Source organism: Nevskiales bacterium (genome assembly GCA_035574475.1).
In the GTDB taxonomy this organism is placed as follows: domain Bacteria; phylum Pseudomonadota; class Gammaproteobacteria; order Nevskiales; family DATLYR01; genus DATLYR01.
In genome coordinates this window covers 1-25,231 of the sequence record DATLYR010000166.1, presented here as the reverse complement: position 1 = coordinate 25,231, position 25,231 = coordinate 1, and the positions used below count along the sequence as shown (strand labels likewise).

The following is a 25,231-nucleotide window of genomic DNA, read 5'->3' as shown; positions in this document are numbered from 1 at the left end:
CCCATCATCCGGCATGCCACGCCATGACTATGCCGGACGAAACGCGCTGGCCAGCCGGCCGAACAGGCTGCGCAGGCGCCGCCACAGTTTACGCAACTCAAAAACGCGGTACTGAAGGGTCACTGGCAGCGGCTTGATCAGACGATAAGGCAGACTCGACCGCTCCAGTGGCTGTCGCGGCCAGGGCGTCTGCTGGAGATGATCGAAGTACAACCCGCGCAGAGGATGCTTACACAGGTACTGCCAGGGCTTGAACGGCCCGTTGTAATGGATGACCGCAGGCCGCGCCAGCGCTTCACGCACGATTTGCCTCGGAAACGGCAGCAGCCAGGCTGGCAGGTCGTAGAAAGTGGTTTGCAGGTTCCAGCGTGGGTGCAGCTTCAACCAGCGTCCGCGCATGAGATCGGATAGCGCATCCTGCTCCGGCAGCAGTCGGTCCGGATGACGAAGCGAATAATCACGCAACTGATCACCAAGGCCGACGCGACGCAAGGCGCGGAGGTCCAACAGGAGAACGCCCGAGTTCAGGTAATCCAGCGGGTCATCAAGCCCAAGGTCCTGCTTGGGCCAGTTGCGCATCAGCGGAAACAGCGGGTTGCACACTGCGCCGAAGAGCGCGCCCGCCAGCGGCGTCTCCCACAACGGGGTCAGATCGTCGGCCACGATGATATCGCAATCAAGATAGAGGATTCTGTCGACCTGGGGCAACAGGTCAGGCAGCAGGATGCGATGCCAGCACGCTGCATGGAATTTTTTTGTGGAGAACCCGGCCATCAGGGCGGGCGGCACCGTCACATACTCGATCGTAGCGCCCTGCCCTTCGACCACGGCCTGCAGCCGCTGCCGCCCCTCCTCCGGGAGTTCCGTGTCATGGGTCAGCCAGACGCGCAAGGGCCGCGTTGGAGTGCGCGTCAGCACCGAGTGCAGCATCACCGATACATGCGGCAGATAAGGTGCGTCTGCCGAACAGGCGATCTCGATCATGCCGGGCCCGCCTCACGTGCGAAGAGGAACATGAAGTCGGCAACCCCGAACAGCTTGCGTACGTCGCTGTCCCGGATGGTGGGCTCCTGCGCAATCAGGCGGTAACCCGCACGCTCGATGATCGGGCGGTAACTCCGGCGCGTGTCATCGGCCTCTTTACTCAGCATGTCGGGTTCGTTGGGGATGACCATCAGGTACGGCACCTTGAGCCTCTCGAGCCAGCGGATCCAGCCCTCCACAGCGGCATAACTCATTTCACTGAAGCTGTGGATGTTCACTGCCAGGTCAGCCCCCCCTGGTTGGAGCGATGTTTCCATTTCGTCCAGCGGCACGACGACAGCCCGGCCACCGTTGCTGGTCAGGCAACCGCGGTAACCCAGATAGTATTCGCACAGGAAGGTAGAACGCGGGATCGCGTCTATACACCAGTAGCGCTCGACACTGTCCGTTGCAGAGAGCATCCGGTGGGCCAGTCGCCCGTAACCGGCGCCGATGTCCAGCAGCCGGGCACCTCTACGGCCGAACAGGTTCCAGTGGCGGTCCAGGAAATAGAGTTCATTGATTGAATCCAGCAAGTCACGGCTTACAGTCGGCATTTCATCGAAACTGAAGGTGAAACATCCGAACAGGCCATCTTCGGTCAGCTTCCTGCCGAGCAGTTGACGCTGATCAAGCTCGCGGATGTATCGCGCATAGAGGTAATACCGGAGCCGCGTGAAATCCCGTGTGCGGCGGTATTGCCACATGTAAGCGTTATCGCCACGGAAATATCGCAAGTCCATGGCCTGCGGGCGCAGCTCTGCACGCCACTGCGTGTGCTGGCACACCGGCGAGTCCACCGCGCGGTAACGCCGCTCGAGCTCCAGCAGCCGCGGATTGTCGTAACGCAGCACTGTCTCTGTACCCGCCGGCAGGGGAACGGCCGGATCGTGGCCGGCGAGCACGTAGAGTTTTTCCTCGTGAGCGATGCGCCGTATGCTGAGACCGACACGGGCCAGGGCGACGCGCACGGCCTGTTTACTCAGGGCGGAGATATTCATGTCGGATTACTGCCTGTCGGGTCGGTCACCGGCGGCCGGAAATGCCATGGGGCGGGTTTGTGGTAGTGCAGTTTGTGGTCGTCAGCGCAATCGGTGGCGCCTGAAGGCCCGGCCTAAACGGCGGCGCAGTCGCCATGCCCAGTCAAGCAGCACTGGCGCCACTCTCATTGGCAATAGTCTCAACAGGCGGCTGCCCCAGTCAATCTCGGCCTCCGCCTGGCATGCCCAGGGGGTTTGCGCCAGGTTGAAGTGATAGTGGGCGCGCCAGGGATGCTTGCATAGCGGGTTCCAGGGCTTGGCCAGGCCCGGCCCCTCGAAATGAAGTATGGCCGGTCTTCGGGTAGCTTCTTCTACCTCGCCGGGGGCAAAAGCCTCACCTGCATGCCGCCAGTAGAACAGGCTGTTCTGGCAGTTCCAGCGCGGGTGCAGCAGGCGGCACCGGGTTCCCAGGACATAGTTGACCGAATCCTGGTCTACCCAGATCAGCTTGGCGCCATGCTGGCGGGCATGCGTCAAAATTTTCTCCGTACAACGATCCCGTCGCATCAGTGCCAGATTCATCAGCAGCACACCGCTGTTGAAATAGGGCTGGTCCGGAGGCAGGCCGAGGGCCAGATGGCGCTTCGCCAGGGCGGGCTGGAAAACGTTGCGCACGGCAGCCGCGTAGCAGCCCTCCAGGTCCGTCTCCCACAGCGGGCGCAGACAATCCACTGCCAGAACATCGCAGTCCAGGTAAAGCACCCGCTCGATATCCGGAAGCAGCTGCGGCAACAATGACCGGTACCATGCGACGCGTGTGATGCGCTCACTGGCATGAAGCCCGGCGACCGATTCGTCCGGGACATGGACGGGGTGAAACCAACCGCCCTTGGTGCTGATCATCACCGCCAGACGTTCCAGCACATCGCGGTCAAGATGCCGTGCATGCATGAAATGCACGGTCACCGCCAAGCCTCCGGCATGATCCAACACTGAATTGAGCATCGCCGCACAGTGTGGTGCATAGTTGGCATCGGCGGCACAGGCCAGGTGCAGGATGTCGCTGCTAATCTGTGTGCGCGATACGGTCGCCGCTGGAACAGGTGCGGGCGGCGGAACGGGATCAAAGGGACCGAACCACCAGGCCAGCGCCCTCAGACTGCGAGCAACGGCTTCCAGCACGCGCAGCTGCCCTTAGCTCACTGCACGCCGTTGCAGCTTGCGCCACAGCGCAAGCAATCGCGCATCGCGAACTCCGGCGTCGCTCACCCGCAGGCACCAGCTATCCATCCCCTCTTCTATGACCTCGTAGCCGTGGCCTGCCAGGTAAGCCTGGCAAGCAGCGCGGTCCTCCGGCGTGAAATGGTAATGCTCATAGATCAGCAGGCGGGGCCGGTAACGGTCCAGGTCGATGCCCTTGAGCAATTCGAAGTCATAACCCTCCGTGTCCGTATGCAGCAAATCCACGCGGTCGGCACCATGCTGTCGGCACAGTGTATCGAAGCTCAGGCAAGGTACACGGACCTCGACCAACCTATGCTCGATGTCGGGAATGACGTCGGCATGCTTGAGCACTACGGACTTCCTGAAGGAACCCAGCTGGTCATACCAGAATGGCAGACCTTCGCGGCGGTAATCCTCGACTGGACGCAGGTGAAAGAAAGGCAGCTCACCATCGTGGTCAGCGATCGCAGCGTTCACGCAGCGGATGCGATCTCGATAGGGCCCACAGTTGCGCAGCAAGCGCTCGTAGACATATGGCACCGGCTCAACCATCAGCCCACGCCAGCGCCCAGCCAGAATCACCCGCCGTAAAGGATCGAGTTGCTCACCGTCATTGGAGCCAATCTGTACGAAAAAGGCTTCCGGGTAGGCGTTAGCGAAAGCGCGCAGGAGCTTCGGCCCTGTCAGCCTGCGTGTCGTGTACCAGTACCGTACGCGCCGCCACCACAGGCGCGGCAGGGCATCACGAGGCAGTGTGCGCCTCAGGTAGTTGAGCATGAACACAGCTGCCTGAGCCGGTGATAGATGGTGCGGGCCAGATGGTAGCCTGGCAGGAAGCGTGCCAGATCCGGCAGCCGGTGATAGCGCCAGAAGCTTGGGTGCTGCAGCAGGCCCAACAACAGGTGCCAGCGGATCGACCAGCGGTTGCCGGTCGGATGGAAACGCAGCGCCAGGATATGGCGACTGGCTCGCGCGAGGCGCTGTACCCGGGCCGGTGCCAACCTCAGATCTCGGTTGTCATCTATCATCCGCCAGTAACCATCCCATATCTTGCGCTGCTGCCCACTGTGTGTGCGCGCCCCCGGATACAGGCGCCAGCCGGACAGGACACGATCGAGCCGGATGGCACGCGTACGCAGCAGCAGACGCAGCCAGTAATCCAGATCGCAACCATAGTAGGCACTGTTCCAGCCGCCGACTTCTCGTGCCACCGACATACGGAAGAATATCGAACTTTGCGGGATGCACAGCGCCAGGCCGAAGTAGGCTTCCCAGGAGAATTCCGGCAGGCGCTCGGTATAAAGGACCCGACCCTCCAGATCTATTCCGCAGTAATGGCCGATCAGAAAGCCACAGTCCGGGTGCGCCGCGTACTCACGCATCACAGCCGAGAATGCACCAGGGTAGTAGATGTCATCGGAACTCTGGATCGCGGCGATTTCGCCACGCGCGAGCGCGAGTCCTTTGTTGACCGCGTCGGCCGGGCCGTTATCCGGTTCCGACAGCCAGCGCAGTTCGGGATAACGGGCGGCATACTCCCTGAGGATATCCACCGTGGCATCAGTGGAACCGCCATCGACGACAATGACCTCTACCGGACGGTAGTCCTGCGCAAGAATCGAATCCAGCGTCGCAGGGATGAAGCGCGCCTGGTTGAAGCTCGGCACGATGATGCTTAGCAGCATGGGGACAGGGGGTCGCGGACAGGGGGTAATAGGTTCAAGTTCGTGGTCGGAACGATATTTGGGTTTTTTGTCCCAACTTATCATATACTGCGGATCGTTCTCTCTTTCCCAACCCGATCAATGAAGCACTTCATAACGGCTATCCACCGGTATAACAAGCCCGCCCGCGGTTTGCTGCCCATGCTGATCAGAAATGCCGTCTACGTCATCATGCGCTTCGTACGCCGCTTCAATCGGCGCGACTTCCACGGCTATACACCGACATCACCGACAAATCCTGACGACACACTGTTTGGCCACCTCATCAGAACCTATGCACCGGGTAACAGCTTTGCGGATATCTGCTGCATGTGGACCATGCATGGCTCCGTGGCCTATTACGCAGAAAGCAAGGGGGCAACAAAAGTCACCGCTTTCGATGCCATGGACCCAACGCCAGAGTTCCTGCAGACCCGGCAACAGAAAAATTCCTCGGTCAGGTTCGTGCAGGGCAATATCGACACGATTGACTTGGCCGCAACAGTTGGCAAACACGATGTCGTCTGGTGTACGGGCCTCTTGTACCACACCCCGGACCCCTTCGGCGTCATCGGCAAGCTCCTGAGCATCGCGGACAAGTACGCCATCATCGGCAGCAAGACCCTTCCCGACCTGCCCGGCATCTCTAACACCGCGATCTTTCTACCCGGCCTTAGTGAATTGGAAAGATCAAAGTTGATGCCCTTCTGGGGCAGCCCGGTGCACAAACCCTTTGGTTTGAGGCCGGCGTGGGACTACGAATGGTGGTGGCTACTTTCTGGCAGTGCTATCGCGTCGATGATCGAAACCTTCCCGGGTTGGAAAGTAAGCTCGATCTACCATCGCGCCAGGCACGGTACGAACGACAATTGTGTGGTAGTTGCAGAGCGCATCATGTCAGCGCATTGATATAGCCAGACGTTTCAGCAGTAGAACCTCAGGCAGGATCGGCGAATCCATACTTCGAGTAATTGGCTTTGGCGCGCAACTTCCGCACGATCCTGAGCGGCAAGCTTCGGACTTTTCTGGCGTAACGGTCAGCTGCCAGTAGCCATCGTGGATAGGGGCGTATACGCTGAACATACTCTGCAAGAATCTCTTCCGTATTGCCGGTGCCATTTATCGAGGTCTCAACATAACTAAAAGAGCCCTCCCACCATAGGCACTGCATGGCTCGTTCACCAATCAACGTGCGTCCAAACGACCTCGGGAAAGAAAATCGCCAGTGCGCGTTGATCGCGTGATACTTCTGGAGAAATTGGATCTGGTTACCCTCGATCTCGATCAGCCAGCGGTGATGTGACATGCCTGCCAGGTTCGGATATTCAATGCCGCGGCTCGATTCCCACTGCCGGGTTGGTACCTCGATATAACCGCGCTTGGCCACCCGTATCAGCTCGGAGCAGACCCACAACGGGTCTCGAATGTCCTCGAGAGTTCCCGAGCAGATGGCAAAGTCGAACTGCTTGTTGCTGAAGGGCCACGGGGTATGCTCGCAAATATCCCGCTGGATCCAGGTTTCCTTGGTAAACCACTCTTTGTCGCCGCCCTGGCTTGCCGGCCCGCCATAGACCTTGTACCAGCCTCGAGTCTCGTAAGGTTCCGCATCCAAGATGTACTGTGCGCGGTTGAACGGGCATGCCCAGCCACCGACGTCGAGCACGAGGTCGTCGGGCTTCAACATGCCAAGAATCTTTTCAACACTGCCTGGCAACATGACGATTCTCCCTGTCCGAATACTCAGATCATTCCGGCCGTACAAACAGGTAAGCGGTCACGCGCGGTGGTGGAGCCGTCGAATCCGTGCATTCATGGACATACCCGCAATCTGCGCAACAGCCGTTCCACGAGTTTGCGCCGGTGCTGCGATGGGTTCAACAGCTGCCACTCGATCAAGTCTGCTTCCTTGCTGACGCAGACCATCTCTGGATGCCGCAGCGGGAATGCCATCGGCGTCACCGGAAGCTCGGAGTGCGGATGGCGACTGTTACGCAAATGCGTAGCATCTTCACCAAAACCGATATTGGTCACCAGGTTGGTAGCTGGGCTGATCGCCAGCGCCTTGCGAAGCCAGCTCGAGTACACCCAGTAATACTCCCAGGTATCCAGGCGACCCGCGTATGAATCATCGAAAATTTCTCTCGCGCGGGCGCACATGGCCGGGGTGGGCAGGAAGCTCTCCAGCCAGCCGCTATCGCGCAGCCGCGGCCAGTCGGCCATGCTGACGTCGTTGTGGTGCCAGGCCCTCGCCCAGGTTGCCCAGCCCCAGATGTGGAACCAACGGGAAAAGTAATAGCTCGTATCAACCGGCCTGCGTCCTTCTAAAAAATTACCGCCACGTATCATGTGGACACGCTCGTCGTCGCGGTAGCGCTCCAGCAACTCTGTGCAGAACCGGAAGAAACTAGGGTCCGGCAGGCAGTCGTCCTCAAGTATGATGGCCCGGTCTACGCGCGAGAAAACCCAGTCGAGCCCACTGGTGATCCTCTGTCGGCAGCCGAGATTGATGTCCGAATAATGGGTCTGGACGTCGCAGGGCCAGTCAACGCGCTCAATGACGGCACGGGTTTCAGCACAGAGCCGATCTTCGCCAGACCGCCCAGGACGCGGGCCATCCGCTACCACCAGCAGCTTTCGTGGGCGAACCTTGGCAATCTCTGCGAATACCCGCGCCGTGGGGCGCGGCCGATTGAAAATCAGCAGCACAATCGGCGTATCGCACACGGAGAGGTCGAGGCGAGTCATAGAAGCGGGCCGCTTTCAGTCTGCGCCCCGTTGCGCAACGAGGTTGTAAACGCAGGCGTTGCGCAGGCGCGAGCCGTCCGAGGTCATGCGGTCAGAAAGCAGCATAAGGAGGTTACAGCTGAGAACAAACAGGTGCCGCAATCCCCAAGGCAAACAGGCCTGATACTCGAACATTACCAGCCACACCGACGCAGGAATCAGGCCGACCACACCTTCCACGCCAACCACCTGCAGACCAGCGCGCTGGACGGCCAGGCGCAGGCCGTCAGCGGTCCAGCGCCAGAGATCCTGAGGATAGGGGTGGTAGAACATCAAGCCGTGTGTGGTCAGTAGCAGCCGCCCGCCTGGCCTAAGGATGCGGCGGCATTCCTCCAAATACACGGACGGGTCGTCAACGTGCTCCAGGACCTGCGTGGATAGCACCAGATCGTAGCTGGCCTCCGCGACCGGCAGAGTTCCATCTGCGTTGATGACAATCTGTGCCCTTTCGTTGCCAGCAATGTCTGCTCCCACGTATTCGCAACCATCGGGCAGCAAGGAGCGATACGGCTGTCCACCACAGCCGTAATCCAGCACGCGCGGACTGCGCGGCAGCGCCATGCCAGCGAGTTGTGCGGCGATCGACTGCCGCAGAGTACCCAGCACATAACGGAAAGGATCGAACCACAACAGCAGCCGGCGCAACCGGCGACCGGCGCGTCTGAGCAGCGACGGACTGCCTGCGACGGTCACGCCATCCGCCGATATTCCGGATGCATGAACAATCCTTCGGTCCACGAAGCCTTGTTACCCCAGTAACAGAATGGATAGAACGTCACCAGTTCATAGCCGCGATCGGCAAGGAACGCGTAGATCTCATCCATGCGCGGCAGTCCCTTGTACATGTCACAGAAAATGATCTCCATGTGAATCAGGTGAATGGCGCGGTTCCGGATCATCGCCTTCGCACCCTTGATCACCTCGAAATCGTAACCCTGGGTATCGATCTTCAGGATGTCAATCTGTCCAATCCCGCGCTGACGACAATATTCGTCCACACTTGAAACCCGCACCTGCAATGTCTCGCGCACACCGCCTCCGCCCCAGCACTCCGTACCAGGTTGCAGCAGCGAACTCATGGGCGTCCCTGCCTCGCTCTCGAAAAAACTCGCTTCGCCAGGCCGCGCACCCAACGCGAGGTTATTGAGCGTTACTCCCGGGATACTTGCGGCATGCGATTGCAGTTCGGCGAAGGCTTTTGGGCTCGGTTCGAAGGAGTGGATAACCGGCGAGCGAAAGTGTCGCCGGAAGTTATCGATTGACTGGCCGACGTTCGCGCCTACGTCGAAAATCACCGGCTGGTCGCCCGCAGTACTCAGCACGCGCATGTCACGCATCGGATCCACCCCGAAGACCGCAGGTTCGGCACCCATACGCTGGATGCGGTAGCCGAAGCGGCCCAGAACGGCGTTGATCCCCTTCTTCAGATTCATATACCGGTCTTCTGAAGCACAATCACGCCGTTCCACAGCGTGGGATGCAGGTTGCCATGCGTCCGGCGATCCAGCAGCACCCGATACTGATTCGGACGTGCATCGAGGAAATCCTGCACAGCCCAGCGCGGCGCTTTCAGGTTGGTATCGTCCACCAGCACGATACAGCCCGGCGCGAAATGTGGCTCTGCCACTTTCAGGCCCTCCAGCTGGTTCTCGTAGCTGTGTTCGCCGTCATAGATATAGAAGCCGATCGGCTGTTTATGGACCTTGGCGAAGTACTCGCGATAATCCATGTCGTAGAAAAAGTGATTGGGGCTCTTGTAGTGTCTAAATCGCGCCTGGAACGCCTCGCGTGGACCGCCGAACTCCGAGAAGTTGTCCACGCCGATACAGGTCTTGTCGGCATTCCGCATCATGCCGGCGAGAAAGGTGAACCCATTCCAGACACCCACATTGACGAAAGCCTGATCGACTGGCATACGGGCCACGCCAGCGTTGATCATGGCGCCGATCGCATAGGTGGACATCCGCGGAATGCGGCACAGATCCTCCAGCCGCTCGTGCATGCCATCCGGATCTTCCGGCAAAAGAGTGTTCAGCATCTCCAGTGAGTAACCCAGCCGGCGCGCTACTCGTGACAGTTGGTTGAAAAGCCAGGGGTTGCTGCTCGGCTGGCAGAACCTGAACGAAACGCCATTGACGTAGTCGCTGTATTGCATGGTGCTGTGGCTCATCTCCTGGCCCATATGCGCTCAGATGCGCCGCAGCCGTGAATCATAATGCGTGCTCATGCCCCAGGCGCTGTGCCAGTCTCCGAACAAACCGCCGTCTGGCATCAAAGGCGACACCCTGAGCCGTCCAAAGCCGATATAAACATCGCATTCCCGCTTCGGGTCGGCCCAGCCCCCGGTACCCAGAATGAGGCTGAAATCATACTCGCCCGGGATCAGGTTTATCCTGTCGATGGTGAGCTCGTACAACTGTTCACCCGCTTCTACCGAGAAGTATGAGGTAAGCCCAGTCAATAGCGGCGTGCCATCGCTGCTGTTGAGCGTATACGCTAGGCGCAGCCCTTCATAGCCGCCTGCCGCGGTGATCAGCACCTGCAGCCGTACGCTGCCACCCACAGGGATTTCATCCAGCTGTCCGTCCGCAAAGCCTATCTCGCGGATATACAGATGATCGTCGCGACGCCAGCGCCGGCCACAGCTGATCCTGTCGGTCGGCACGCGGCCAGTCATGGATGCGCGCTGCTTTACGCCGATATAGTGCTCGGTCGCCTCGCGCGTGGGCCCGTTGAATGCCACCCGCCCCTGGTCCAGCAGTAGCGTGCGGGTGGTGATCTGGGCAATGGCCGCCATATTGTGGCTCACGAACAGAACAGTCCTGCCGCTGGTCGCGGCATCGCGCATGGTGCCAAGGCATTTTTCCTGGAAAGCGTGGTCGCCCACCGCCAGCACTTCGTCCACGATCAGGATCTCGGACTCCAGGAAGGCCGCGACGGCAAAGGCAAGGCGCGTGTACATGCCGCTGGAGTAATGCTTGATGGGCTCATCGATGAAGCCTGCGACGCCGGCAAAATCTACGATCTGCTCCAGCCGGGCGGCAATTTCGTGCCGGCGCATGCCAAGGATGGCGCCATTCAAATAGATGTTCTCGCGCCCGGACAGCTCGGGATGAAAGCCCGTGCCGACCTCCAGCAGGCTGGCTACGCGACCGCGCAGAACCACCCGACCCTCGGTCGGTTCCGTAACACGTGAGAGGATCTTGAGCAACGTGCTCTTGCCGGCGCCGTTGCGGCCGATGATGCCTACGGCCTCGCCCTGGCTCACGGTAAAATCGACCCCGCGCAAGGCCCAGAAATCCACCTGCTCAGTCTCCGTACCCGCACCGAATACGCGCCGCACGAGCCTGCGGGGCAAACCGGCAAGCTCTTCTACCAGCGTGCGTGTCCCCACCCGCTGCCGGCTCACCACATAGCGCTTGCCAATCCCCGAGGCTTCGATCGCATAGCTCATCGACATGCCTGGCCTAGATGATGTCCGCGAAGCGGCGCTCTACCGAGCGGAAATACGAGAGACCGATAATCAGCAGGCATACGCTCACCGCCAGCGAGAGTCCCAGCCCTGTCAGATCGAAGGGTAGCCCGAACCAGGCCGCGCGGATGGCAGTGACGATCCCGGCCATCGGGTTGAGGAACAGCAGCCAGCGCCAGTCTTCCGGCACGATAGCAGGCGGGTAGATGACCGGCGTAGCAAACAGCCAGAGCGTGATCAGCGGCTGCAGCAAGTGGCGAAAATCGCGGTAGGAGACATTGAGTGCCGCGATGAGGCTGCCCGTGCCTACGGCCGTCACGACCACCGCCAGAAACAGCACGGGTAGCCACAACGCGCTCCAGGCGGGCCAAAAGCCGTGGATCGCCATCAGCGCGCACATGAACAGGGTCGAGATGAACAAGTCCAGACACGGTGCGCCGATCGCAGCCAGCGGTATGATCAGGCGCGGGAAATAAACCTTGGTCACGAGGTTGCTGGAATTGACGACTGAATTGCCAACGGCGTTGAGCGTGCTGGCGAAGAAAATCCAGGGCAGCAAGCCTGCAAATGCGAACAGCGAATAAGGCAGCCCGTCGGAGGGCATCCGTGCGAGGCGGCCGAAAATGAGGGTGAAGATCAGCATGGTAGCCAGCGGCTGCAGGATGGCCCACAGCACGCCGAGTGCCGTCTGCCGGTAGCGAACCGCAACGTCGCGCCGCACCAGGACATACAATAAATCCCGATAGCGCCACAGCTCGCGCAGGTCCAGGCTCTTGCGTGGCCGTGCTGCGTCGATGACGATTTGGTCGATCCCCATGCCTATATCCGACTAACCCAGTTTGGCAATGATGCCGAGCCAGGCGCGCATGCAGCCCGCCGTCTCGCGCAGGAATTCACGGCCGCCCTCGTCCCACACGAAGCCCCGGAAGCGCTCCGCCTGCGCGTCGAGCGCGTCCGCCAGCGATGCATAGACAGCCGGGTAGTCGTCACCTTCGAGCTTCTCTTCCTGCAGCCAGGGCAGCAGGTCCTCGATCAGCGCGATGCCGGCGAGCTCATGGTAGAGGTCCTTGAGCAGGTTGTGCGGGGTACGGCGGTGATCGGCCACCGGCCCGCCCACGCGCACCAGGTCGCCCAGGTGCTTGGCGCAGGCCTGCACGAAGTAGCCGGACAGGATGTCGCCGAAGCGGTCGATCTTCAAGCCCTGCAGCGGATAGCCCATGCGCACATAGTAGTAGGCGGGCACGGCCGCGCGCAGCAGCGCCGTGTTCTGGGTATTGATCGGCGACCAGGTCTCGGGTGCCAGCAGCACGCCGGCGGCGTCGGCCGCCGTGATCCGGGGCCGCTGTGCAAGACGGGTGATGGCGTCCACGTCCGGGTCATCCAGCCACAGGCCCGCGTTGATCGCGATCCGCCGCTCCGCCACGCCATCGGCGCTGGCGGATAGCGCAGCGGTCGATGCCTGTTGCCGCACACGATACGGGAATCCGCGCGGGTAGATCGGGTCCCGATGGCCGCCTTGTAGCAGCGCGCAGATGTTGAACCAGGCCTCGCCCGTCGCCAGCCGCTGCCCGGCAAGCGCGCCGGCCTTGCGGCCGACCACCTGGTGCTCACCGACGAAATCGGAATCCGACCGGCAATAATTGTCGTCGTCGATCGAGATCAGCACCTCCGCCCCGCTCTCCCAGGCGCGCAGGAAGCCGATGTTGCGCCGGTTGTCCGTGTTCCAGGGGATGAAATCCCCCGGCAGGCCCAGCTTGCGCAGGTAGTCCGCCTGCTCATCCAGCGTCGGACAGTCGATCCGGAAACCGGCCGCGCGCGCCTGCTCGGCCGCCGCATACACCGATGCCGGCGTCTTGCGATCACAGATGATGCGCAGCGTCACTGACGCCTCATGCCCATGCCGACGCAGGTTATCCAGGTAGCCCGGCAGCCAGGCCGGCTCGAAGATGGTGGTGACGACGATATCGGTCCTGCGGGCCATCGCTGCGCCTCAATACTTGACGACCACGTACAGGCCGCTGAACTGGGAGAAGTAGCGCAGGTAACCGCGCTGGCCGTCCAGGCTGTCGTGCACGGCCGCGCGATTGCCCAGCAGCGCGGGGTGGCCGTAGTCCTCGCAGACCAGCACCCCGCGCGGCGACAGCCGCTCCGGCAGCAGCTGCTCGATGAGGAAGCGCGTGGCACGGTAGGAGTCGCAATCCACATAGGCCAGCGCGACGGTGCCGAGGCCGGATTCCGTCAGCGTGCGGGTGAAATCGCCCTTGACCAGGCTGACGCGCTCGCGCAGCCCCTCGAACTTGCGCTGCACCTCCGCGAAATCCACCGCATGCGTGCGGCTCCAGAAGTAGTCGAGGCCCAGGTTTTCGGCCGGGAAGTTCTCGAACGTGTCGAACAGGTACAGGTGCTTGCGCGAACCCAGGGCCTGCAGCGTCTGTGCAATCAGCCAGCCGCTATGCCCGCGGTAGGAGCCGAACTCGGCGATGTCGCCGGGCACGTCGTTCTCGACCACGGTCCTGAGCAGCTGGTACAAGTCGAGGAAATCGCGCAGGCCGCATTTCTGCTCGAAGTGCTTCAGCGATTCTTCGTACAGCGCATACGGGGTGGGATCGTCGAGCAGCACCGGGGACACGAAGAAGGTGTCGGCATATTCATCGCGCGCCGCGAACAGCCGGCGCTCCGGATCGAGCCCGGCGGCGTACTCGAAGGGGACGCCGGCGAAGGCAGGATGGGCGGCCACGGTGCGCGCGGCGCGGGTCAGGCGGCGGCTGTCCGGGTAGGCGCAAAGCACCGCAGCGGGCTTGCCGTCCGGTCCCGGCGTCCAGGCCTCGATCTGCTCCAGGCCGATGGCTTCGTGACGCACCCCATGCCGCCGCAGGCGCAGATTCAGCTGCCGGTGGTAGTCGCCCCCGTCACCGACGCTCAGCACCCACGCGCCCTCGCCGTCCTGTGCGCACAGGATCCGCGCCCACTTGGCCAGCGCACGCGCCGCCTGTCCGATATCGCCTGCGCCATGCCAGCGCACGCGGGCGTGCAGCGGCATGATGCCGGCACGGCTCAGCAGCACATCGCCGAGCGTGCCCTGGCGCAGATGCCGGCGCAGGCGCTGGAGCGCATTCCTCACGACACGTGCGCCTTCACCAGGATCCGGCAGCCGATCGGTCCGCCATGGGTGCGACGGGCATCACTCCGCGTGTTCCCGCAACCAGCCGCGAAAATACTCGATGGTCCTGGCCAAGCCCGTTTCGAGATCGACCTTCGGCTCCCAGCCCAGCCGGGACCTGGCCAGTGCGATGTCCGGCTGGCGCTGGGTGGGGTCATCGCTGGGCAGGGGCTTGTAGACGAGCTCCGACTTCGAACGTGTCAGCCGGCTGACGCGCTCGGCCAGCTCCTTGATGGTGAACTCGCCCGGGTTACCCAGGTTGACCGGCCCTATGACCTCGTCGTCCGAGTTCATCAGCCGCATCAGACCGTCCACCAGGTCGTCCACGTAGCAGAAAGCGCGCGTCTGGCTGCCGTCGCCGTAGAGGGTGATCGGCTCGCCCTTGAGCGCCTGCATGATGAAGTTCGACACCACGCGGCCGTCGTTCGGATGCATGCGCGGCCCGTAGGTGTTGAAGATGCGCGCGACCTTGATACGCAGCCGGTGCTGACGGTAGTAGTCGAAGAACAGCGTCTCGGCGCAGCGCTTGCCCTCGTCGTAGCAGGCGCGGATGCCGATGGGATTCACGTTGCCCCAGTAGCCTTCCGGCTGCGGGTGCACCTTGGGATCGCCGTACACCTCGCTGGTCGAGGCCTGCAGGATCTTGGCCTTCACGCGCTTGGCCAGGCCCAGCATGTTGATGGCGCCGTGCACGCTGGTCTTGGTGGTCTGCACCGGGTCGCGCTGGTAGTGGATCGGCGAGGCCGGACAGGCCAGGTTGTAGATCTCGTCCACCTCGACGAACAGCGGGAAGTTGACGTCGTGGCGCAGGAACTCGAAGCGCGGATGGCTCAGCAGGTGGCGAATGTTGTCCTTGCTGCCGCAGTACAGGTTGTCCACGCACAGCACGTCGTGACCCTGCTCGATCAGCCGGTCGCAAAGATGCGAGCCCAGAAAGCCGGCGCCGCCGGTCACCATGACGCGCTTGTAGCTGTGAAACTTCATGCCCGTGATCCCTGTTTATGCCGGCAAAGTCCGCCAAACGCGCATCCTAGCGCACTGTGACTTCCAAAACTCAGAAAGCGTCCTGGGGCACCCGCACCCAACCCTCCATCAGCACGCGCGCCGAGCGTGACATGATGGCCTTGGTCACGACCCATTGGCCATTGACCTGCCGGGCCTCCGCGCCCACCCGCAGCGTGCCGGAGGGATGGCCGAAGCGCACGGCATTGCGTTCGCCGCCGCCCGCCGCCAGGTTCACCAGCGTGCCGGGGATGGCCGCGGCCGTGCCGATGGCCACGGCGGCCGTGCCCATCATCGCGTGGTGCAGCTTGCCCATGGACAGCGCGCGCACGTTGAGGTCGATGTCGGCAGCGGCGATCTTCCTGCCGCTGGAGGCGATGTAGTCCTTCGGCGGCGCGACGAAGGCGACCTTCGGCGTGTGCTGGCGCTTCGCCGCCTCGCCGAGGTCCTTGATCAACCCCATGCGCAGCGCGCCCTGGGCCCGGATGGCCTCGAACAGGGCCAGGGCCCTGGTATCGCCATTGATGGCATCCTGCAATTCGGTGCCCGTGTAACCGACTGCCTCGGCGTTGACGAAGATGGTCGGGATGCCGGCGTTGATCAACGTGGCCTTGAGCCGGCCCAGGCCCGGCACTTCGAGTTCGTCCACGAGCTTGCCGGTGGGAAACATGGCACCGCCCTCGCCCTCCCCCTCGTCGGCCGGGTCGAGGAATTCCAGCTGCACCTCGGCGGCGGGAAAGGTCACGCCGTCCAGCTCGAAATCGCCGGTTTCCTGCACCTCGCCGCCGGTCATCGGGACGTGTGCGACGATGGTCTTGCCGATGTTGGCCTGCCAGATGCGCACGACGGCCACGCCGTCCTTCGGCACGCGGCCGGCATCCACCAGACCGTGGCTGATGGCGAACGGCCCGACCGCGGCGGAGAGATTGCCGCAGTTGCCGCTCCAGTCCACGAAGGCCTTGTCGATGGACACCTGGCCGAACAGGTAGTCCACGTCGTGATCGGGCCGGCTGCTTTTCGACAGGATGACGGTCTTGCTGGTGCTCGAGGTCGCGCCGCCCATGCCGTCGATCTGCTTGCCGTACGGATCCGGGCTGCCGATGACGCGCAGCAGGAGGCGGTCCCGCGCTTCGCCCGGCTGCCGGCAGCGCTCGGGCAGGTCCTGCAGACGGAAGAACACACCCTTGCTGGTGCCGCCCCGCATGTAAGTGGCGGGAATTTTGATTTGTGGGGGGTGGGTCATGTACGAATCTCTATAAGCTCCCCATATCCCAGTTATGGGAGAAGGGCTATGGAGAGGGTTTCGGTTCTTGCAGCACCCTCTCCCTGGCCCCCTCACCCGCGCGCGGAGAGGGAACGCATAACCTCAGGCCGCTTTGGCCGATTCGAGGAAATCCTGCGCAAAACGCTGCAGCACGCCGCCGGCCTCGTAGATCGAGACCTCCTCGTCGGAGTCGAGGCGGCAGGTCACCGGCACCTCGGCGCGCTCGCCGCTGCGGCGATGGATGACCAGGGTCAGGTCGGCACGCGGCCGGCGCTCGCCGATCACGTCGAAGGTCTCGGTGCCGTCGATGCCGAGCGTCTTGCGGTTCACGCCGGGCTTGAACTCCAGCGGCAGCACGCCCATGCCGATCAGGTTGGTGCGGTGGATGCGCTCGAAGCCCTCGGCGACGATCGCCTCCACGCCGGCCAGGCGCACGCCCTTGGCGGCCCAGTCGCGCGAGGAGCCCTGGCCGTAATCGGCGCCGGCGATGATGATCAGCGGCTGTTTGCGGTTCATGTAGGTCTCGATCGCTTCCCACATGCGCATGATCTTGCCGTCCGGCTCCACACGCGCCAGCGAGCCCTGCTGGACCTTGCCGTCGACCACGACCATCTCGTTGACCAGCTTCGGGTTGGCAAAGGTCGCGCGCTGCGCGGTGAGATGGTCACCGCGGTGCGTGGCGTAGGAATTGAAGTCCTCCTCCGGCAGGCCCATCTTCGCGAGGTACTCGCCGGCGGCGCTGTCCGGCAGGATCGCATTGGAAGGGGAGAGATGGTCGGTGGTGATGTTGTCGCCGAGCACCGCCAGCGGGCGCATACCCTTGAGCGTGCGTTCGCCGGCCAGCGCGCCCTCCCAGTAGGGCGGACGACGGATGTAGGTGCTCTGCGGCCGCCAGGCATACAGGGGACTGACCTTCGCCTCGCCGGCCGCCTTCAGGCTGAACATCGGCTCATAGACCTTGCGGAAGAATTCGGGCTTGACGCTCCTGGCGACGATGGCGTCGATCTCGGCATCGCTCGGCCACAGGTCCTTGAGCGTGACCGGCTTGCCGTCTGGCCCGACGCCGAGCGCGTCCTTCTCGATGTCGAAGCGGATCGTGCCGGCGATCGCGTAGGCCACCACCAGGGGCGGGCTGGCGAGAAAGGCCTGCTTGGCGTAGGGATGGATGCGGCCGTCGAAGTTGCGGTTGCCGGACAGTACGGCCACCGCGTACAAATCCCGCTCGATGATTTCCTGCTGGATCTTCGGGTCCAGTGCGCCCGACATGCCGTTGCAGGTGGTGCAGGCGAAGGCGACGATGCCAAAGCCGAGCTTCTCCAGCTCGGGCAGCAGCCCGGCCTCTTCCAGGTACAGCTGCACGGCCTTGGAGCCGGGCGCGAGCGAGGTCTTGACCCAGGGCTTGCGCACCAGGCCCAGCCGGTTCGCATTGCGCGCCAAAAGGCCCGCGGCGATGACGTTGCGCGGATTGCTGGTGTTGGTGCAACTGGTGATGGCGGCGATGATCACCGCGCCGTCCGGCAGCAGGCCCCTGGCCTCTTCCTCGCGCACCTTGTCGAGATTGCCGGCGATGCCGCGCTCGGCCAGCGCCGCGGTGGGCAGGCGCTTGTGCGGATTCGACGGGCCGGCCATGTTGCGCACGACCGTGGACAGATCGAACTTCAGCACCCGCTCGTATTCGGCGGTTTTCAGCGCATCGGCCCACAGGCCGGTGTGCTTCGCATAGGTCTCGACCAGTTTGACCTGCTGTTCATCGCGGCCGGTGAGCTTGAGGTAGTCAATGGTCTGCGAGTCGATGAAGAACATCGCCGCGGTGGCGCCGTACTCCGGCGCCATGTTGGAGATGGTGGCGCGGTCGCCGAGCGTCAGCGCCGCGGCGCCCTCGCCGTGGAATTCCAGGTAGGCGCCGACCACCCGCTCCTTGCGCAGGAATTCGGTCAGTGCCAGCACGATGTCGGTCGCGGTGATGCCCGGCTGCGGCCGGCCGGTCAGCTCGACACCGACGATGTCCGGCAAGCGCATCCAGGAGGCGCGCCCCAGCATCACGTTCTCGGCCTCCAGGCCGCCCACCCCGATGGCAATCACGCCCAGTGCATCCACGTGGGGGGTATGGCTGTCGGTGCCGACACAGGTATCGGGGAAGGCCACGCCATCCTGCACATAGATCACCGGGCTCATCCGCTCCAGGTTGATCTGGTGCATGATGCCATTGCCCGGCGGGATCACCTCGACGTTCCTGAAAGCCTGCCTGGTCCAGTTGATGAAGTGGAAGCGATCGTCGTTGCGGCGATCCTCGATCGCACGGTTCTTCGCGAAGGCGTCCTTCTCGAAGCCCGCATGCTCCACCGCCAGCGAGTGGTCCACGATCAGCTGCACCGGCACCACCGGGTTTACCTTGGCCGGATCCCCGCCCCGCTCCGCGATGGCGTCACGCAGCCCCGCCAGGTCCACCAGCGCGGTCTGGCCGAGGATGTCATGGCACACCACGCGCGCAGGGAACCACGGAAAATCCAGGTCGCGCCGGCGCTCGATCAGCTGCGTCAGATAGGCGGGGATCATGGAAGGCTCGGCCCGGCGCACGATGTTCTCGGCATGCACACGCGCGGTGTAGGGCAGCCGGTCCCAGGCGCCGGGCCGGATCGCCTCGACCGCCTCGCGCGCGTCGTAGTAGTCCAGCCGTGTGCCGGGAAGGGGCTTGCGGTGGGCGGTGTTCATGGTGCAGCCACGTGCGGGTTCAGCGGCGCTCCCGGAGCGGGACGAACTTGAGGTTCTCCGGCCCGGTGTAGTTGGCGCTCGGGCGGATGATCTTGTTGTCGATGCGCTGTTCGATGATGTGCGCGCTCCAGCCGGAGGTTCGGGCCATCACGAACAGCGGCGTGAACATCGCGGTGGGCACGCCCATCATGTGGTAGCTGACGGCGCTGAACCAGTCCAGGTTCGGGAACATCTTCTTGATCTCCCACATCACCGTCTCGAGGCGCTCGGCGATGTCGAACATCTTCATATTATTCTGATCCTTCGACAGCCTCCGCGCCACCTCTTTGATCACCTTGTTGCGCGGGTCGGACACGGTATAGACCGGGTGGCCGAAGCCGATGATGACTTCCTTATTGGCCACGCGCGCGCGGATGTCGGCTTCCGCCTCGTCCGGGGTGTCATAGCGCTTCTGGATCTCGAAGGCCACCTCGTTGGCGCCGCCATGCTTGGGCCCGCGCAGCGCGCCGATGCCGCCGCAGATGGCGGAGTACATATCGGACCCCGTACCCGCCACCACACGGCAGGTGAAGGTCGAGGCGTTGAACTCGTGCTCAGCGTAGAGGATCAGGCTGGTGTGCATGGCCCGCACCCACAGTTCCGGGGGACGCCGGCCGTGCAGCAGGTGCAGGAAGTGCCCGCCGATCGAATCGTCGTCGGTCTCGACCTCGATGCGCCGACCGTTGTGCGAGAAGTGATACCAGTACAGCAGCATCGAGCCGAGCGAGGCCAGCAGGCGGTCGGCGATGTCGCGCGCACCGGCATGGTTGTGGTCGGCCGATTCCGGCAACACGCAGCCGAGCGCGGAAACGCCTGAGCGCATCACGTCCATCGGGTGAGCCGAGGCCGGCAGCCATTCAAGCACGCCCTTGACGTTAGCCGGCAGGCCGCGCAGGGCCTTGAGCTTGGCCTTGTAGGCAGCCAGCTCGGCCACCGTCGGCAGCTTGCCGTGCACCAAAAGGTGTGCGATCTCCTCGAACTCGCACTGCTCGGCGATGTCGAGGATGTCGTAGCCGCGGTAGTGCAGGTCGTTGCCGGTACGGCCCACCGTGCACAGTGCGGTATTGCCGGCGGCGACGCCGGACAGGGCCACGGACTTCTTCGGCTTGAAACCCGGCGTCGTAGATTGGGCTGCTTCGGTCATCGTTTTAACTCCCTTCGTAATCTCCTGCTCGTCATACCGGCTTTCGCCGGAATGACGGGGTATCTATTTCTTGCCTTTCGCAAACAACTCGTCGAGTTTCTGCTCGTAGCTGTGGTAGCCGATCACGTCGTAAAGCTCCATGCGGGTCTGCATGGTCTCCACCACGTTCTTCTGCGTGCCGTCGCGGCGAATCGCTTTATACACGTTTTCCGCGGCCTTGTTCATGGCCCGGAAGGCGGACAGCGGGTACAGCACCAGCCCTACCCCGGCGCCGCGCAATTCCTCGACCGTGAACAGCGGGGTTGCGCCGAACTCGGTGATATTGGCCAGGATCGGCACCTTCACCGCCGCGGCGAACTGCCGGTACATGTCCAGCGTGGTCATCGCCTCCGGGAAGATCATGTCGGCGCCGGCCTCGACGCAGGCCACGGCGCGCTCGATGGCCGGCTCCAGACCCTCGACCGCCAGCGCATCGGTACGCGCCATGATGACGAAGCTGTCGTCCGTGCGGGCATCCACCGCTGCCTTGATGCGGTCGACCATCTCCTCCTTCGACACGATTTCCTTGTTGGGGCGATGCCCGCAGCGCTTGGCGCCGACCTGGTCCTCGATGTGCATGGCCGCGGCACCGGCCTTGATCAGCGACCGCGTGGTGCGCGCGACGTTGAAGGCGCTGGCGCCGAAGCCCGTGTCCACGTCCACCAGCAGCGGCAGGTCACAGACGTCGGTGATGCGGCGCACGTCGGTCAGCACGTCGTCGAGGCCGGTGATGCCCAGGTCGGGCAGGCCCAGGGAACCCGCGGCCACGCCACCGCCGGAGAGGTAGATTGCCCTGAAGCCGGCGCGCTGCGCCAGCAGCGCGTGATTGGCATTGATCGCACCCACCACCTGCAGCGGCTGCTCGGCGGTGAGGGCCGCGCGGAAGCGCGTGCCAGGGGATGGATTCGATCGTTGAGTCGTCATTCGGTCTGTCCTTACTGGATGCCTGTCACCACCGCAACAGTGCCGCACCCCAGGTCATGCCGCCGCCGACCGCCTCCAGCAGCACCAGGTGCCCGGGCCGGATGCGGCCGTCGCGCACCGCGACGTCCAGCGCCAGTGGCACCGAGGCGGCGGAAGTATTGCCCTGGTGCTCGAGCGTGGTGATGATCCGCTCCGGCGGCAGACCCAGTTTCCTGGCCGTGGACTGGATGATGCGGATGTTGGCCTGATGCGGCACCAGCCAGTCGAGCTCCTTGCCGGTGTAGCCATTGGCGCTCAGCGCCTCCTCGCACACCTGCTCCAGCACCCGTACGGCGAACTTGTACACCGCCTGCCCGTCCATCTGCACGTTGGCGTGCTCGTGGAAGCGACCGTCATGCCAGAAGCCCTTGGCGCAGAGGATGTGGCTCTGCTGGCCTTCCGCGTGCAGGTGCGTGGACAGGATGCCGGGCTCGTCGGAAGGCTTGAGCACCACGGCGCCGGCGCCGTCGCCGAACAGCACGCAGGTGCGCCGGTCGCTCCAGTCCAGCAGGCCCGAGAACACCTCGGCGCCGACCACCAGCGCGCACTTCGACTGGCCCGAGGCGACGAACTTGTCGGCGATGGCCAGCGCATAGACGAAGCCGGTGCACACCGCCTGCACGTCGAAGGCCGCGCCCTGCGTCACGCCCAGCTTGGCCTGTAGCAGGCAGGCGGTGGACGGGAACACCATGTCCTCGGTGGTGGTGCCGACGATGATCAGATCGATCTGGTCCGGGCCGACGCCGGCGGCCTCCAACGCACGGCGCGAGGCCTGCAGCGCCAGGTCGCTGGTCAGCTCGCCTTCGGCGGCGACATGCCGGCTGCGGATGCCGGTGCGGGAAAAAATCCATTCGTCGGAGGTATCGATCCGGCTCTCCAACTCCTGGTTGGTCAACACCTTGGCCGGCAGGTAGCTGCCGGTGCCGACGATCCGGGAATAGCCCATGCGGCGTTGCATAAGTCGTCGATTATATCGGCTGCGAACGAATCGCAGCTATCATCTGATTGGATGGGTAATGCCCCCTACACTTGCGCGTCTCTTGCACCGCCGCAGGACAGCCCCGCTCGCTGCTCATGAACTATCTTGCCCACCTGTATCTGGCCGAGCGCACGGGGACTTCCCTGGCCGGCAGCCTCATGGGCGACGTCGTGCGCGGGCCGCTGGAGGGGCGCTATCCGCCCGCGATCGAACAGGGCATCCGCCTGCACCGGCGCGTGGACAGCTTTACCGACGCGCATCCGGTGGTACGCGCCGCCAAGGCGCGGCTGCAGCCGCCCTACCGCCGCTACGCCGGCATCCTGCTGGACGTTTACTTCGACCACTGCCTGGCACTGCAATGGCCGCGGTACCACGCTCACCCGCTGGAGGATTTCGCGCAAACCGCTTACCGGCAGCTGCAGCGCGAGGGCCTGCGGCTGGCGCACCCGGGTTTCCTGCTGCGCCTGAGCTATCTGCGCTCGCGCAACCTACTGCTGTCCTACCGCGAACCGGCCGGCATCCAGCAGGCGCTGGTCGGCCTGTCCAGGCGGCTGTCGCGCGCCAACCCGCTGGCCACCGGCTGGCAGGCACTGGCGCCGCTGCAGGACGAACTGGCGCAGGATTTCGCTCGCTTCTTCCCGGAACTGCTGCGTTTTGCCCAACAGGCGTCGGCGGCATGAACACACCACCGCTTCGGCTGCCCGAGCACGAGATCGAGGAATCCTTCATCCGCAGCGGCGGGCCCGGCGGCCAGAACGTCAACAAGGTCGCCAGCGCGGTGCAACTGCGCTTCGACGTGCGCAGCTCATCCAGCCTGGACGATGCCACCAAGCAGCGCCTGCTGGCGCTGGCCGGCCGGCGCGCGAGCCGCGACGGCGTGCTGGTCATCACCGCGCGCAACCACCGCGACCAGGCGCTCAACCGCGCCGAGGCCCGTGCCCGCCTGGCCGAACTGCTGCGGCAGGCAGCCATCCAGCCCAAGCGCCGTAAAAAAACCCGGCCGAGCGCCGCCCAACGCCAGCGCCGGCTGACCGACAAAGGCCTGCAGGCGAAGAAGAAGGAACGGCGGCGCGGCGGCTGGGAAGATTAAGAGAAGCTCTAATCTCCTCTCGTCATTCCGGCGAAGAGCCCGCCCCGGACTCGATCCTGGACCGGAATCCAGCGGCTTTACAAGGCTCTGGACCCCGTCTTTCGCCGGGGTGACAGAATTAATCAGGGGTTCTAAACACTCGGTCAGGCAAAGACGATGGTCTTGCGCCCGTCCACGATCACCCGGTCCTCCAGGTGCCAGAGCACCGCGCGCGCCAGCACCTGGCGTTCGAGGTCGCGGCCCATGCGCTTGAGGTCCTCGACGCTGTCGCGGTGCGTCACCCGCGCGATGGCCTGCTCGATGATCGGACCCTCGTCCAGCTCCGCCGTCACGTAGTGGGCGGTGGCGCCGATCAGCTTGACGCCCTTGTCATAGGCCTGCCGGTAAGGGTCGGCTCCAGCGAAGGCCGGCAGGAAGGAGTGGTGGATATTGATGATGCGGTTCGGATAGCGCGCCACGAACCCGGCCGACAGCACCTGCATGTAGCGCGCCAGTACGACCAGCTCGGTGCGGTTGCCAAGCAGTTCCAGCGCCTGCGCCTCCGCCGTGGCCTTGCGGCCGGGCTCGACCGGGACATGATGGAAGGGCACGCCGAAGCCGCGCACGGCGTCCCCCAGGTCGGGGTGGTTGGAGATGACCGCCGTGATCTCGGCCGGCAGCTCGCCACGGGCCGCGCGCCACAGAATCTCGAGCAGGGCGTGGTCGTGGCGCGAGACGAACAAGGCCATGGTCTTGCGGTGCGCCGCCAGGTTGAGCGTCCAGGTCATGCCGAAGCGCGCCGCCACCTCGCGGGCGAACGCCTGCTCCAGCGTGGCCGCGCTGACATCCAGGCCCGGCGTCTGGAACTCCAGGCGCATGAAGAAGGTCCCGCCGCTCGGATCGGTCGAGTGCTGGTCGAGGTCGGTGATGTTGGCGCCGTGCTGGAACAGAAAGCCGGTAACCGCGGCGACGATGCCGGGGCGGTCCGGGCAGGCGATCAGCAAACGGGCGGTCGTATTCACGCGCAAGGCCCCAGCTCGAGTGCAGTTAAAGCCGCGCCCAGAGCTGGGGCAGTGCCACTGCCGCCCGCTGGCGCAATCGACAATCCACGATGGCCGACACCTCGCTCTTGCCCGGATTGATCTCGATGGTCGGGATGCCGGCGCGCCGCGCCTCGTGCACCGGCCCGGCGATATAGGGGAACACACTGGTCGTGCCGATGCTGAGCACGGCGTCGAAGCCGCGCCGAGCCTGGCGCTCGAGCCGCGCCAGCGCGGCTTCCGGCAGCATCTCGCCGAACAGCACCACCCGCGGCCGCACCAGCTCGCCGCAGCGCGGACAGGCCGGCGGCAGCTCGATCCCGCTGTAGTCGTCGGCCCAGGCCTCGTAGTCGCAGCACACGCAGTGCAGCTCGTGAATATTGCCGTGGATCTCGATCAGCTCGCGGCTGCAGGCGTCGCGGTGGAAGCCGTCGATGTTCTGAGTCAGCACGCAGACGGTCTCGAAGCGCTCCTGCATCTGCGCGATCACCTGGTGCGCGACGTTGTGGCGCGCGCCGCGACAGGCGCTCTCGATCTGGTGGATGTATTTCCAGGTCAGCTGCGGCTCGCGCCGCAGCATCTGCCCGGACAGCGCCACCTCGATCGGCAGCTTCTCCTCGGTCAGCTGTGCCTC

25 protein-coding genes are annotated in these 25,231 nt (G+C 63.8%); 3 read left to right on the top strand and 22 right to left on the bottom strand.

Annotated elements, in window-relative coordinates:
- Positions 1-27 precede the first annotated feature (27 nt).
- The 5 genes from VNJ47_10180 to VNJ47_10160 all read right to left on the bottom strand — a co-directional run bounded on the left by VNJ47_10180 (position 28) and on the right by VNJ47_10160 (position 4,912).
- Entirely contained in the window at positions 28-984 is a 957-nt protein-coding gene (locus tag VNJ47_10180; GenBank protein HXG29196.1) for a glycosyltransferase family 8 protein, read from the bottom strand.
- Positions 981-2,024, bottom strand: coding sequence for a putative sugar O-methyltransferase (locus tag VNJ47_10175; GenBank protein HXG29195.1), 1,044 nt, complete (start codon positions 2,022-2,024; stop codon positions 981-983). Before VNJ47_10175 ends, VNJ47_10180 begins: the two co-directional genes overlap by 4 nt.
- Positions 2,025-2,105: 81 nt before the next feature.
- Positions 2,106-3,185, bottom strand: a complete 1,080-nt coding sequence (locus tag VNJ47_10170) for a glycosyltransferase family 8 protein (protein ID HXG29194.1) — start codon at positions 3,183-3,185, stop codon at positions 2,106-2,108.
- A gap of 12 nt (positions 3,186-3,197) precedes the next feature.
- Positions 3,198-4,004 (bottom strand): FkbM family methyltransferase, encoded by an 807-nt coding sequence (locus tag VNJ47_10165; GenBank protein HXG29193.1) that lies wholly within the window; start codon positions 4,002-4,004, stop codon positions 3,198-3,200.
- Positions 3,989-4,912, bottom strand: coding sequence for a glycosyltransferase family 2 protein (locus tag VNJ47_10160; GenBank protein HXG29192.1), 924 nt, complete (start codon positions 4,910-4,912; stop codon positions 3,989-3,991). Before VNJ47_10160 ends, VNJ47_10165 begins: the two co-directional genes overlap by 16 nt.
- Before the next feature lie 180 nt (positions 4,913-5,092).
- On the opposite strand from VNJ47_10160, the gene VNJ47_10155 reads away from it, so the two are divergent.
- Complete coding sequence (locus tag VNJ47_10155; GenBank protein ID HXG29191.1) at positions 5,093-5,839, top strand: class I SAM-dependent methyltransferase; 747 nt, start codon at positions 5,093-5,095, stop codon at positions 5,837-5,839.
- A gap of 28 nt (positions 5,840-5,867) precedes the next feature.
- On the opposite strand, the gene VNJ47_10150 is transcribed toward VNJ47_10155, so the two are convergent.
- From VNJ47_10150 to VNJ47_10080, 15 genes are all read right to left on the bottom strand, one after another.
- Positions 5,868-6,647 carry a class I SAM-dependent methyltransferase gene (locus VNJ47_10150; GenBank protein ID HXG29190.1) on the bottom strand — a complete coding sequence of 260 codons (780 nt, stop codon included), beginning with the start codon at positions 6,645-6,647 and terminating at the stop codon, positions 5,868-5,870.
- 92 nt (positions 6,648-6,739) lie between these two features.
- A complete protein-coding gene (locus VNJ47_10145) occupies positions 6,740-7,675 on the bottom strand; it encodes a hypothetical protein (protein HXG29189.1) in 936 nt (311 codons plus the stop codon).
- Positions 7,676-7,690: 15 nt separating this feature from the next.
- Entirely contained in the window at positions 7,691-8,407 is a 717-nt protein-coding gene (locus VNJ47_10140) for a class I SAM-dependent methyltransferase (protein ID HXG29188.1), read from the bottom strand.
- Complete coding sequence (locus VNJ47_10135) at positions 8,404-9,147, bottom strand: FkbM family methyltransferase (GenBank protein HXG29187.1); 744 nt, start codon at positions 9,145-9,147, stop codon at positions 8,404-8,406. Before VNJ47_10135 ends, VNJ47_10140 begins: the two co-directional genes overlap by 4 nt.
- Positions 9,144-9,884: a class I SAM-dependent methyltransferase gene (locus VNJ47_10130; GenBank protein ID HXG29186.1), complete on the bottom strand. Its 741-nt coding sequence runs from the start codon at positions 9,882-9,884 to the stop codon at positions 9,144-9,146. Before VNJ47_10130 ends, VNJ47_10135 begins: the two co-directional genes overlap by 4 nt.
- A gap of 18 nt (positions 9,885-9,902) precedes the next feature.
- Entirely contained in the window at positions 9,903-11,168 is a 1,266-nt protein-coding gene (locus VNJ47_10125; protein ID HXG29185.1) for an ABC transporter ATP-binding protein, read from the bottom strand.
- A gap of 13 nt (positions 11,169-11,181) precedes the next feature.
- Positions 11,182-12,003 (bottom strand): ABC transporter permease, encoded by an 822-nt coding sequence (locus VNJ47_10120; protein ID HXG29184.1) that lies wholly within the window; start codon positions 12,001-12,003, stop codon positions 11,182-11,184.
- 12 nt (positions 12,004-12,015) lie between these two features.
- Positions 12,016-13,167, bottom strand: coding sequence for a hypothetical protein (locus tag VNJ47_10115; GenBank protein ID HXG29183.1), 1,152 nt, complete (start codon positions 13,165-13,167; stop codon positions 12,016-12,018).
- Between the two features lie 9 nt (positions 13,168-13,176).
- Entirely contained in the window at positions 13,177-14,307 is a 1,131-nt protein-coding gene (locus VNJ47_10110) for a TylF/MycF/NovP-related O-methyltransferase (GenBank protein HXG29182.1), read from the bottom strand.
- Positions 14,308-14,367: 60 nt separating this feature from the next.
- Positions 14,368-15,330 (bottom strand): UDP-glucuronic acid decarboxylase family protein, encoded by a 963-nt coding sequence (locus tag VNJ47_10105; protein ID HXG29181.1) that lies wholly within the window; start codon positions 15,328-15,330, stop codon positions 14,368-14,370.
- Positions 15,331-15,400: 70 nt separating this feature from the next.
- Positions 15,401-16,591 (bottom strand): 2-methylaconitate cis-trans isomerase PrpF, encoded by a 1,191-nt coding sequence (gene prpF, locus VNJ47_10100; protein ID HXG29180.1) that lies wholly within the window; start codon positions 16,589-16,591, stop codon positions 15,401-15,403.
- A gap of 123 nt (positions 16,592-16,714) precedes the next feature.
- Positions 16,715-19,324, bottom strand: a complete 2,610-nt coding sequence (gene acnD, locus VNJ47_10095) for a Fe/S-dependent 2-methylisocitrate dehydratase AcnD (GenBank protein ID HXG29179.1) — start codon at positions 19,322-19,324, stop codon at positions 16,715-16,717.
- Between the two features lie 19 nt (positions 19,325-19,343).
- Positions 19,344-20,507 carry a 2-methylcitrate synthase gene (prpC, locus tag VNJ47_10090; protein HXG29178.1) on the bottom strand — a complete coding sequence of 388 codons (1,164 nt, stop codon included), beginning with the start codon at positions 20,505-20,507 and terminating at the stop codon, positions 19,344-19,346.
- Positions 20,508-20,570: 63 nt separating this feature from the next.
- Entirely contained in the window at positions 20,571-21,470 is a 900-nt protein-coding gene (gene prpB, locus VNJ47_10085) for a methylisocitrate lyase (protein ID HXG29177.1), read from the bottom strand.
- 25 nt (positions 21,471-21,495) lie between these two features.
- Positions 21,496-22,467 carry a beta-ketoacyl-ACP synthase III gene (locus tag VNJ47_10080; GenBank protein HXG29176.1) on the bottom strand — a complete coding sequence of 324 codons (972 nt, stop codon included), beginning with the start codon at positions 22,465-22,467 and terminating at the stop codon, positions 21,496-21,498.
- 116 nt (positions 22,468-22,583) lie between these two features.
- Here VNJ47_10080 and VNJ47_10075 point away from each other — a divergent pair, with 116 nt between their 5' ends.
- Complete coding sequence (locus VNJ47_10075) at positions 22,584-23,168, top strand: ACP phosphodiesterase (protein ID HXG29175.1); 585 nt, start codon at positions 22,584-22,586, stop codon at positions 23,166-23,168.
- Positions 23,165-23,578, top strand: coding sequence for an alternative ribosome rescue aminoacyl-tRNA hydrolase ArfB (gene arfB, locus VNJ47_10070; protein ID HXG29174.1), 414 nt, complete (start codon positions 23,165-23,167; stop codon positions 23,576-23,578). The genes VNJ47_10075 and arfB overlap by 4 nt, the downstream gene beginning before the upstream one ends.
- A 143-nt stretch (positions 23,579-23,721) precedes the next feature.
- On the opposite strand, the gene purU is transcribed toward arfB, so the two are convergent.
- Together purU and VNJ47_10060 are read right to left on the bottom strand one after the other, a co-directional pair.
- Positions 23,722-24,585 (bottom strand): formyltetrahydrofolate deformylase, encoded by an 864-nt coding sequence (gene purU, locus VNJ47_10065; protein HXG29173.1) that lies wholly within the window; start codon positions 24,583-24,585, stop codon positions 23,722-23,724.
- 19 nt (positions 24,586-24,604) lie between these two features.
- Positions 24,605-25,231, bottom strand: a 627-nt coding sequence (locus tag VNJ47_10060; protein HXG29172.1) for a Sir2 family NAD-dependent protein deacetylase, incomplete at its 5' end; no start/stop codon positions are given.